Below are 10,554 nucleotides of genomic sequence, written 5' to 3'. Positions count from 1 at the left end.
CGTGACTTAAAACCCCCCCACCGCCTGTTTGGGGGGTTTCTTTTCTTGTCTCCCTTTGTGGGGCCCTCCCCCCCCCCTCCTTTGTTTTTTTTTTTTTTTTTTTTCCCCCCCCCCCCCCCCCCCCCCCCCCCGCGTCCCTGCCAATCCGCGTCGGGCACTCACGATGCCCTCGGTGGTGGCGACCTGGGGGCGTCGATCGCTTCCGGCACGGCGGTCGCGACGTTTCTTGCGCTGCCGCTTGCCCCTGGGTTCGGCCAGCCGCCAGCGGCCCCAGCTACACCGCCAGCAATCCCCACTTCGGTGACGCCCATCCGGTACGCGAACCATCGCGTTGACCCTGACTGACCTCAACAACGGCTTTCGTGACGATGAGCAGCAGCGGCGCGTCCAGAAGGTCAGCCGGACGTGTACGGGAAAGCTAGGGGGCCCGGTCCTTGAGCGCGGCCGGGCCGCGTGCCGACAGGCGACCTGCGATGTGCCGGTTTGGTGTCAGTGGGTGGGTGTCAGTGACGGCATGTCAGGCCAGGGTGTTTTCGCTGCTGGTGGGGTGTTGAGCATGGGGAGTCACTGACATAGGGCGGTGCCTGGTGCCGTTGTGGCTGTCATGGGGCGGTACACCCCGCTCTGTTCCGCTGTCATGGGAACGGTGCTTCTGATCCTTCGGTGGTTGTGGGGCGGCACGGTGGTCGGTGTCGGTGTCCGCCGGGGGAAGGGTGCGGGGTGAGGGAGTCGGGTGCGTGGGGTGAGGTCACGGCGGGGTTGAGGGTGTCCCGGCCGGTGCTGGTGGCGCGGTTGTTGGAGCTGGATGCGGCCGGGTCGTTGACGACGGCGCACGTGCGGGCGGGCGCCCAGGTCGGTGGGGTGAATGCGCGGACAGCGCCTGAAGCGGCCAGCCTTCGACGTCCGGCACGTGTTCCGCCTGGACGACCTCCCACCGGACACCAACCCCGAAGTGTCCTACGCCCTGGTCATCACCATCAGAACACCTGCTGTAGCCGACCTGTACGACCAGGTCGTCCGTGCCTACTCAGCCCGACTCGAAGTCCTGCAGCCCATCATCGACATCCCCATTCCTCTGCAGCCATAGCTCCACCACCAGTGAGGGCGTGTACACACAGGTCTGCGCGAGCTATCCCCGAACCCTGGAACTCAGCTTCATTAGGACCTGTGCCATGCATTGATGAGCAAGACATTCCCAGGCCTTACGGGGTTGGATAGAACCAGGGTATGCAGGATGACATGACCAACAAGAGCGAGTCACCAACGCAGTAGTCTGGGGGCTACCGTGCGGTAGCCCCCAGACCAGATTCTCAGTGCCGAGAGTTCCACCAGATGATGGCAGCAGAAACCGCCATACTTCCCGCACCTGACGAAGCTCCGCGGATGAGTCCTCCTGCAATCACTCGTAGCAACTGTTTGGGGCCGCGACGTGCCTTCGGCCCCGGTCGCCCGCCTAGAGCTTTAGCGGTGTTGGGGTGGCGGTTACCACGTGGAAACCAGCCCATACGAGGGAACCAACGGGTTCGGCTTCCTTTCCCGCGCCCTGTACAACAATCTTGCCGCCCGCCAGGAGAGCAGTGCTCGCTCCCTGAAGAAGTTTCGTTAGCCACTCTGACCTTCCCTTCCTTTCACAACCAGAGTGGCGGCTGCACAAGCGTTCCCGTAGAGGGAACCGTTCCAGAAATTGTTACAAAAACATGCATGGTGGTGGGCCAACACCATGCGAGTGATCTTTCCTTTCTGTCAGGCTCAGATTCAGAAACCGAAGGCAAAGGAAGATGATTTGCGCGGCAAGGCGTTCGTTGAGAGGCAGGCTTACGCAGAAGCCTTGCGCAGCTTTTTCAAAGCTGCGCAAAAAGCAAATGGCGGCAAGCTTACGCAAAACCATTTCGCAAGGGAAGCGCTGAGTTCCCCATCTGTCGTGTCTCGATATTTGAATGGACTGCGAGTCGCCGACCAGAAGTTCCTTAAACAATTCGTAATTGCTATTCGGCGGCTTGGTGTAGAAATCTCGAACGACCAAGAACATGAACTCGATGAACTTCGTAGTCGTGCACGTGCTGAACAAATTAGGCACGGCGAAAGGCTGAAGCCAATTGCCGAGGAGATGGGCTTCAACGTCGATGAGCAAAATGCGAGAGACGATCCTACTCTCGCCCTGCAAAGAAGTGTAAATTCCGATCCCTATTTGGCGGCGTTCGCACTACCTGGAATACCCGCCCCACACGCAGCTGACGTGCTTTCTGCAATCTCGGACAAAAGTGCAGCTACAGTCGTAAAGATAGTAGCTAAATATTTCGACATGGATTCATTGGGCGGTATTCTAGGCGAAATTCCATCTGCGCAAGTAGCCAACGTGCTTGTACAGCTTGATCCGGAATTGACCGTGCTGATCATAGCGCGAATCTATCGAGATGCAGGGAATGAAAAATTTAACTCGGTACTCCGCGCACTCCCTACCGGGTACAGAATTACCGTTCAAGGGATTTTTGAGAAGGGTTTTGAGTGACCTTCGAGTGCGATCTCTCGGGTTGGTGTCGGTGGTGGTGAGAGTCGGCGGTGACGTTCTGGGGTGGGGTGTTGCGGGGCTGGTCAGTGGGTGTTTGTGGGTGGGTGGGTCACTGTCATGGGGTGAGAGATTGATGGGTGGGATCGCTGTCGTGGGGCTTTATCGCATGTCAGTTGATGCTGTCTCAGGTTCGAGATTTCTTACGCGGTGAGGTGGGCTCGGTCGGTGTGATCGTGGGGTGGATCGAGCGGTGTCGGCCCGGCCTGGATCGGGCAGCACCTGGGCCCACACCTGACCTCCCGCAACCTACGCAACGACCGCATCCTCAACGAAGCCCTCGCCACCGACGGCGACGCCAAACACCTCAGCGAGATGTTCGGCATCGGCCTCCGCGCCGCCCGCCGCTACACCGCAGTCCTGGGCCACCCGGCCTCAACGACCCCGATCGCCGCGCCCCCACGCCTTGAGGAACAAATTGACCTGCGGTTTTGATCGTGCAAGGGACGGTGGTGTCACCAGATCGGCATGTTGTCTGTCACCAGGTGTATGTGAGGTCGCGTGGGTGTCACCGGCCATGGCGTCGTACCGGTTCTCTGAACTGCGCGGCAGTGTCGGCGGTCAGATGCGGCGTGCTCCGTCTGACGGTTCTGGTGACAGCATGTCTGCCTTGGTGACGGCTATCGTGCTTCGACTTACCTCCACGCTCCGATCAGACCCCGAAGCGCACCTCCTACCAGCGCATGCCGAGGGGCGTCGAGTCTGGTGGCGGCGGCACCGAACATGCCAGCGAGCTGTTCGCCATCCTCATCCGCGCGAGGGTCTGTTGGGGGTGCGGCCCCGGCGGCGTGAACATCCTGGTCGCTGACGCGGGGGAATGGGTCGTCCGACAGGAGGATTGAATGTTACGTAGGCCACGCGTATGTTTCTCTTGTGGATGATTTTCCGGCATGGCTGAAGGCGGCGCGTGTCTCCCGCGGGTGGTCGCAAGGTGATCTGGCGCTGCGCGTGGGCGTGGGACAGCAGACGGTCAGTAGCTGGGAGCGAGGGCGGACAGTTCCCGACCGGGATCTGCTCCTGCTGGTGCAGAGCGCTGTCGGGGCCATGCCGGGCAAGCCGTCGACGTCACCTGCAGTGGGGTTGCCCCGTCTGTCAGGCCTGCCGTTCAAGAACCTCGATGAGTACGTCTTCGAGGCATTCTGCGCGGAACTCGCGGTGGAGGTGTTCCCCGGCGCGCAGGTGCAGCGGTTCGGCGGCCGGGGTGAGAAGCAGCACGGGATCGACGTGCGTGTGGTGACACGGGCCGGCGAGCGCATCGGTATCCAGTGCAAGCGCTACGACAAGTACCATCCCGCGACGTTCCGGGCCGCGGCCAAGGCGCTGGATATGGCCGAGGCGGGCGTGGACCGGTGCCTGTTGTGGGTGACCGCCGCTGTGACGGTACGGGTGCGCCAGGAAGTCGACAAGCATCCGGACTGGGAGCTTTGGGATGCGGAGGATTTGGCCCGCACGGTGGCCGGACTCGACAAGGACGTGGCGGTACGGCTTGTCGACCGGTACTTTCCCGGTCTTCGGGAGCCGTTCCTGGGAGTCGGTGCGCCCACCCCGTGGGAGACCCCCGAAGAAGCTTTCGACCGGTTCCAGCAGGGGGACCGGTACTCGCACCGCTGGACGCTTGTGGGACGCATCCCCGAGCTTGAGGAACTTGTCGGCTTCGTCAGGGACGACACGGCGGACATATCGGTACTTGGTCTGCTGGTCGGTGCGGCCGGCGCTGGCAAGAGCCGCCTGCTGAAGGCAGTGTGCAAGCGCCTGGAACAGGACACGCCGGTTACCGTCCGGGTAGCCCCCCGGGAGATGCCCCCGCCGGAGGCGTTCGAGCTGCTGCCTGCCACGGGCGACCTTCTGGTGATGATCGACGATGCGCAGGAGTACGGTGCGGGGCTGCGCTCATTCATCGCGCACGTGCGGCGACACCGGCCTGAGGCGAAAATCCTCATGGCGACCCGCCCCTACGGCTTGCCCGCGGTCCGCGATGCTCTACGCGGCCTGGGCGTGGATCCGACGACCATGCCGACTTGGTCGCTGGCGGAGTTGTCGACGACCGATGCCACCGCACTGGCCGCCGAGGCCCTGGGTCCCGGCAAGCAGCAGCTCGCCGCCCGCTTGGCTCACGCGGCCAAGGACTGCCCGCTGCTTCTGATCGCGGGTGCTGTGCAGATACGGGAAGGCCGCCTGACCACATCGGTGCTGCAGACCGACGAGCAGATCCGCCAGCAGCTCGCCGACGCCTTCCTGCGCGCCGCACTTCCCGATCACACTGGGGACGGCGTCACCGACGTCCTACGAGCCGTTTCCCTGTTCCAGCCATTCCGCGAGAACGTCCCGGTCTACCAGCAGGCCCTGGCCGACCTCACGGGTCGGCCCTTCTACGATCTCGTGCCCCACCTCAGGACCCTGGAAGAGTCGGGTGTGCTGCTACGCCGCGGATCCTCGCTGCGGATCGTGCCCGACCTGCTGGGCGACGTGGTGCTGGCCGAGGCCGCTCTGCTGCCAGCCTCAGGTGCGTCGAGCGGCTACCTCGAGCGCGCTCACGCGAATGTGCAGGCGCACGAGCCGCTCCTGCACGCGCTGGTCAACACCAGCCGTGTGGAGTGGCAGTGGAGCCACGACACCGCCAACCCCGTTGCGCTCGGCGAGCCCCTGTGGGCCGAGGTCGCACACGTCATCCGCGAGGCCGGACCGCAGCAGCAGGCGGCCCACCTGCCCTTTCTACGCCAGATCGGTGCCTTCCAGCCAGCCCGAACCCTCAACCTCGTACGGTGGCTGCACGAACACCAGGCCGACCCCGCCGTACGCCGGGGCCTGCCGCCGGTGCTTGATGCCATCGCCTACGACCTGCGGTACATCGACGACGCCTGCGATCTACTGTGGGACCTGGGCAAGGACGATTCGCGCACGCTCAATGCACATCCCGACCACGCCTTGCGGATCCTGACCCAGCTGGCCTCCTACGAGCCGGGCAAGCCCTTCGCCTACCAGCAGGCCGTCATCCGCGGGGTGCAACGATGGGCTACAGCGACCAGCCCGTCCACGCATGCCCTCATGCCGCTTGCCCTGCTCGACCCTGTCTTCGCCGCCGAAGCCGAAAGCATGACCCAGCAAGGGTGGACACTGACGATCCGGCGCAGCCGTATTGCGCTGGAGCAGGTCGAAGGCGTCCGCCGCCAAGCCCTCGATGTTCTCTTCGGGGAATACGCCCAGCAAGACCCGTGGCGCTCGGCACGCGCCGCCGTCTGCTTCAACGCAGTACTGCGCGGTACCCATGACGCGGGCGACACGCACGTCATCCGCCTCCTCCAGCAACTACGAGACCGCACACGTGTGGTCTCACCGGGGCCGGTGGCCGCACTCGGTGTCCGACGCGCGGTGGACTGGCATCTCACCTACGGCTCCCATGACGCCCAGCAGGCCGCCATGGAAGTGCTGGAGGCCCTGCCCGTCTCTGTGGACCATGATCTGGCCGTGGCACTGCACACCAGCTGGTGGACCCCAATGCGCAACCTCCGCGAGGGCGAGGACCATGAGGCGGCCGCATCGGCCTGGGACGCCCAGTTGCGCAGGACAGCAGAAGCGACCAAAGCCTGGCAGCCGCAAGAGGTCTGGGACCACCTGCAGACGCTGCTCACCGACGGCTATGCCGTCTTCGGCTACACGCCCGAGCACGCCCAGCCTTTCCTGGGCCATCTTTTCACCGCCCACCCGCAGCTGGCGAAGCTGATCTCTGCCGATGCATCCCACTGTCGCGAGCAACTGCAACAGGCCGTGGTGCCTGCAGCGGTGAACGCATTGTTGCGCCAGCCAACGGATGTCGGCATTGAACGAGGCAAGGAACTCATCGCCTCCGAACAGGCCTCGCTAAAACGCGCGGTGGCCATGGCGCTCGCGGACCGGCAGCAGGCACACCACTTGCCCGCAGCAACGTTGGCCAGCCTGGGACGAGTTCTCGCCGATGACCACGATCCCGTCGTCCGTTGCCTGGTCATCCAAGCCGCTGGTGCCCTGTCCGCGACCGACCACGGGGCAGCCCTCGAGCTCGTTTCCGCCGTCCCCATGGCAGGGGATGCCGATGTGGCCCAGGAGGTGGCCCGGGCTGTGACGGTCTACGAATGGCTGTCGTGGACCGATCTGCCACCAGCGCAGAGGGCCTCACTGTTCGACCAACTCCGAGTCGTCGAAAGGCTGGAGAGCTACGAGATCCAGAAGTTGCTGTCCGCTATATCCCTGAGCCACGGCGACGATGTCCTGGACCTTCTAACAGCCCGTGTCAAACACTGGGAAAACACGGCAGGTGAAAACCCCAGCTATGCCGCTCTGCCGTATCAGTGGCACGTCCCCCTGCGCTTGGCCGAAGCCCCCCAACGCATGACCTACCTACGCAGGATCCTGTCCTGGACGGCAGCCGTGGAGCCCGGCTCTCGCACCGCTTCGCGTCGGGAGAACCACGCCCCCGACCTATTCCGGGCAACAGCCGGGCACGTCGACCAGGAGGCTCAAGCACTGCTTGCCGACGCACTGCGAGCGCGGCCGCCCCACGAACGCCGGGCGGCCGCAGTTCTGCTAGGGGCGGTTGACGGTGACCTCGTCTGGCAAGCCCCTGAGTTCGTCAGCGAAGTCCTTCAGGCGGCGGCCGCGTACTCGACGGAGTTGCTGCAGATCGCTGGCGCCAGCCTGCACAGGGCAGTGGCCGCAGGCGACCGGGCCACCGGCGCCGGTTTGCTCCATCCCGACGACACCGCGATCAGGGACAACGCCACACTCATCATCGCCACCCTTGAGCAGGGGTCGGTCGAGGACCGCTTCTACCGCTCCCTGAAGGAATCAGCCGAACGCAGGATTGATTGGTCCGTACGGGAGGACACCGAGCCCGACCACCGGGTCTGGTGAGCGACGTACTCTGGTGCCTGTTCGACGCTCAGCGAGGTGTCCGGACTTTATCCTGCGGGTTCTCATGTGGGTGTGGGCTACCAGCGCATGCCGAGGGCGTCCAGCGCCGAACGGCGCTCGGTGCTGAGCTTGGGGGCTCTGCGGCGGCAGTTGTCGATCCACGGCCCCAGCTTCACTGCCACCTCCTGGCCGTCGCTTCCGTCTCCGCCCGCACTCACGGTGATCGTTTCGACGTGTTTGCGTGCGGGGCGGAGGTGGCCTTCGCGGGTGTGGAATTGGCGGGCGGCGGCGAGGTTGGTGGTCCACCGTTCATCCTGTGACCGCCGTAAGGGCACGACTGCCTCGCCCTCCGCGGCTGGTTCGATGCCGAGTGTTTCCAGCAGGTACTGCTGTGCGGGCATCAGTTTGTCCCACCCGACCTGCTGCCCGGTGATCCAGGCTCCGAGGTCTTCGCCCTGAACGATGACCACGCCTGCCCCCGCGGGGAGGCTGCCGCCGGCCTTCACGTGCGCCAGGGCGAGCCGATAGCAGCGTTGCCATCCGATCTCCCATGCCACTGGGCACCATCCGGGATCAATCTCTGCCAGAGCCTCCATGTGGCTTTGAGAGAGCTCTCCGGCGTACGGGACGCCGGTTTCCCCGGCCTCACGCCGTGCGGCGTTCTCCACCGTCCTGCGGGCCGCCCCGCGCTGATTTTTCATCCATGTCCCCAGGGGGAAGGACTCCCAGACGACGGACGCGGCAGGCAAGCAGTGCCCGTGCATGGCTGCGTAGGAGCGGGCGACTTCGAGGCCGGCGTCCCACGCGGACGCGTGCACCGACCACACCATCCCCAGCCGCTCCAACTCCACAACCCGCGAAGCCTCCAGCGACCCGGCCGCGTAGTACCGCCGCTGATCCGCCACCCACGTCCCCAGCGGATGGGAGCCGACCGAGGACCAGTCCTCCGGCGTGACGTACGTGAACGGCACCCTCAACTCCGTGTTGCCGGTCTCCCGCAACCACCGGGTGGCGGCCTCGATGCCGCGCCGCCAGTAGGCGCCTTCCGGGTCGATGACCCGCAGCTGCACGAACTGGGTGAGCGCGGCCGGGTCGCGTTCTTCGCTGAACCGCAGCACCCCCGAGGCCCGTTCGGAGACCCGCTCGGCTTCCCGGTCATCGTCGTCGTCCTGGTCGTCCAGCAGCGCGTCCTCGCCGTCGTCTTCGACGGCCGGACGGCTGTTGCGCAGACGAGGATCCGCGAGGGCTTCGATGGTGTCCGAGTCGTGCGCTCGCAGGGCTCCAAGGATCTTACTCAAGGTCGTATAAGCCTCTGAGGTAAGCAGCTCATTGGGATCTTCGCCCGGTCCGAGGAACACCGGAACGACCAAGGTAGCGAGCTTTCCATGATCCGGATTCAGCCGCAGAGCACGCCCGACCATCTGCACAATATCGACCATCGAACCGCGCGCATCTGCGAAAAGCACCGCGTCACACTCGGCGGTATCAACGCCTTCTCCGAGAACGCGGACCGAGGAAAGGACCCGCAGTTCTGCACGCACATTACGGCCTTCAAATTCAGACCCTCCGAGGAAATCAGAGGCGAATTCATCGAGCACCTGACGGCGGTGTCCGGGAGCATGCTCGCCGTACAACCAGTCCGCCCACACCTGGTCCGCGGGTGGGTAGGTGTCGGGGTCGTCCTCGGCGAGCCGGGCGGCGACCGCCGGCACCGACGCCGCCATGGCTTCGGCCTCACTGACTCGGCTGTGGAACGACAGCACCCGCCGGAACCGCTCCTCCACGGCTGCATGCATGAGCCCTGTCTGCACCGCCGCGAGCCGGGCCCCGCGCACGGCGTCGGAGCCGGTGGCCTCCGTGGTCAGGGCCGCGTAGAGGTCGGGGTCGCGGATGTCGAGGCACAGCACCTGGTAGGGCGCCACGATGCCCCGGCCGATCGCCGCCGACAGCGTCAGCTTGTACGCCACCGGACCGAACACAGGCGAACCGTCCTCCATCGACGCCACCAACCGCGGCCGCTCACCTTCGGCCTCCCACACGCGAGCAGTGGCCGTCATATACAGCCGGCGCTCGGCAGGCAACTGCGCCTGGTCGTGCACCGCCGCCCACGGCTTCAGACCATCCCCACTGGTCCTGTGGGCCTCATCCACGACCATCAGGCTCCACACACCCAAGCCAGCCGCATGAGCACGCTGCAGGACCCCGAGCCCGACCGCCGCGTACGTCGCGAACACCGTGACGGTCTCCAGCCCGGACATCCACGCGACCAGCTCGTCGGGGTCGGTCGTACACGGCAGCCCCTGACTCTCCTCCGCCCGCAGGGAACACACCCCGACCATTGCTCCGGACCGGCCCGCCCGACGCCACGCACCGGCCATCTGCGTCAGCAGATCCAACGTCGGCACCAACACCAGCACACGCCGGGCCGAAAGCCGGTGCGCCGATTCCGCGCCGATCAGGGTCTTTCCGGAACCGGTGGCAGCAATTACCTGGGTCCTCAGACCCTCCGGAGGCATACGACCTCCGGGCGGCATACCGAGAATGCGAACGACGTTATCGACAGCCTCAGCCTGATGCAGACGCAATTCCATCTGATTCACGAGACCTCACATTCTCGATACTTGGAGAGGTAGTCTTCCCTTAACCCGGATTCCATCCAGGCTCCAAAATGATGAGTTCCTTAAATTCCGACAGTACAAGCGATTTCGCAGCCTTCATGGAGGGATCGGTACCTAGCAATAATCCCAGAACCAAGCCGCGCTCGAAAGTGACGCACGCAGTCTGATTGGAAGTGGCTGAAACTTGTTCGGCAGTGACCGAACCTGACAGGAGGTCAGAGCGGACGCACTGGCCGCACCCTCCTCTGTAGCCAGCTTCTTTTCTGACGCGCCCGGAGGGTGCGTCAGCTCCGGTACGGGACTGCGGAGCAGGCCTGTACCGGGTCCTGATCCGGCGTCAGCCGGATCCGTCCGGATCGCGGAGCGATTCCGGGCAGGCGGAACGGAGTTCCGCCGCATTGCGCGGAGCGCAATGCTCCATCGCGAAGCGATGGTAACGCCGCGTAGCGGCGTCGCGTCGTGTCTGCGGAGCAGACCGCGCGC

General features: G+C 64.8%; 4 protein-coding genes. 3 read left to right on the top strand and 1 reads right to left on the bottom strand.

Annotated features, from left to right (window positions below; genetic code table 11):
- Window positions 1-865 precede the first annotated feature (865 nt).
- From ACZ5VQ_RS49090 to ACZ5VQ_RS49080, 3 genes are all read left to right on the top strand, one after another.
- On the top strand, window positions 866-1,087 hold the full coding sequence (locus ACZ5VQ_RS49090) for a hypothetical protein (protein WP_469110727.1): 222 nt from the start codon (window positions 866-868) through the stop codon (window positions 1,085-1,087).
- A gap of 633 nt (window positions 1,088-1,720) precedes the next feature.
- A complete protein-coding gene (locus ACZ5VQ_RS49085) occupies window positions 1,721-2,509 on the top strand; it encodes a helix-turn-helix domain-containing protein (RefSeq protein WP_469110726.1) in 789 nt (262 codons plus the stop codon).
- A gap of 930 nt (window positions 2,510-3,439) precedes the next feature.
- The gene (locus tag ACZ5VQ_RS49080; protein ID WP_469110725.1) at window positions 3,440-7,453 is read left to right on the top strand and encodes a helix-turn-helix domain-containing protein; all 4,014 of its coding nucleotides are present in this window, start codon (window positions 3,440-3,442) and stop codon (window positions 7,451-7,453) included.
- Window positions 7,454-7,530: 77 nt separating this feature from the next.
- On the opposite strand, the gene ACZ5VQ_RS49075 is transcribed toward ACZ5VQ_RS49080, so the two are convergent.
- Window positions 7,531-10,044, bottom strand: coding sequence for a helicase associated domain-containing protein (locus tag ACZ5VQ_RS49075; RefSeq protein WP_469110728.1), 2,514 nt, complete (start codon window positions 10,042-10,044; stop codon window positions 7,531-7,533).
- Between the last annotated feature and the right edge of the window lie 510 nt (window positions 10,045-10,554).

It is taken from the genome of Streptomyces sp. NPDC033178, from assembly GCF_055577685.1.
The sequence above is the reverse complement of the archived record's forward strand: the minus strand, read 5'-3'. Positions and strand labels throughout refer to the sequence as shown.

Coding starts and splice junctions, on each gene's coding strand:
- ACZ5VQ_RS49090 (WP_469110727.1), top strand. CDS start 866: ATGCGCGGACAGCGCCTGAAGCGGCCAGCCTTCGACGTCCGGCACGTG.
- ACZ5VQ_RS49085 (WP_469110726.1), top strand. CDS start 1,721: ATGCGAGTGATCTTTCCTTTCTGTCAGGCTCAGATTCAGAAACCGAAG.
- ACZ5VQ_RS49075 (WP_469110728.1), bottom strand. CDS start 10,044: ATGGAATTGCGTCTGCATCAGGCTGAGGCTGTCGATAACGTCGTTCGC.